A 503-nucleotide genomic window follows, 5' to 3' on the forward strand; every position below is an offset into this window, starting at 1 on the left:
CACCGGCTTGGATTCCAGCAGTCGTCGCAACACGATCTGATGGTGGTGTTGGTGGCGGCACAGAAGTACACAGCCGAGCAGCAGCAGGAGTTCTTCAAGGTCTTGGATCGAGGAGCCACGATCCGGGCCGCTGCTGCGGTCGCAGGAGTTTCGCCTGATGCCGGCTATCGATGGGTTCGCCGGGCCGGGGTCGCAACGCCGCGTCCCACCCCACGGGTGTATTCGGAGCAGGAGAAGGCCGAATTCTTCCGGCGGTTGGCGGAGAATCACAACGTGTCCGCGGTAGCACGCGAGCTCGGATTTACCAGAATTACCTGCTACAAGTGGGCGCACCAGGCGGGGATCTTCACTGGTAAGAGCGCCGATGCGCCGCGCCGGGAGTTCCTGCTGCTTCGCAAAGAGGGCAGAACACGAGCGCAGGCAGCAGCCGCGGTCGGCATCGATAAGCGGTCGGCGCAGGACTGGGACAAGGGAATCCGTGTCTTCTACGGCGGGCGCGTCCA

The 503-nt window shown here is 63.6% G+C and carries 1 pseudogene; it reads left to right on the plus strand.

Going from position 1 to position 503, the window contains the following annotated elements:
- Nucleotides 1-39: 39 nt before the first annotated feature.
- Nucleotides 40-503 (plus strand): annotated as a pseudogene (locus tag ON20_RS25685) (helix-turn-helix domain-containing protein); the annotation flags it as partial.

Source organism: Nocardia brevicatena NBRC 12119 (assembly GCF_000308495.1).
In the GTDB taxonomy this organism is placed as follows: Bacteria; Actinomycetota; Actinomycetes; order Mycobacteriales; family Mycobacteriaceae; genus Nocardia; species Nocardia brevicatena.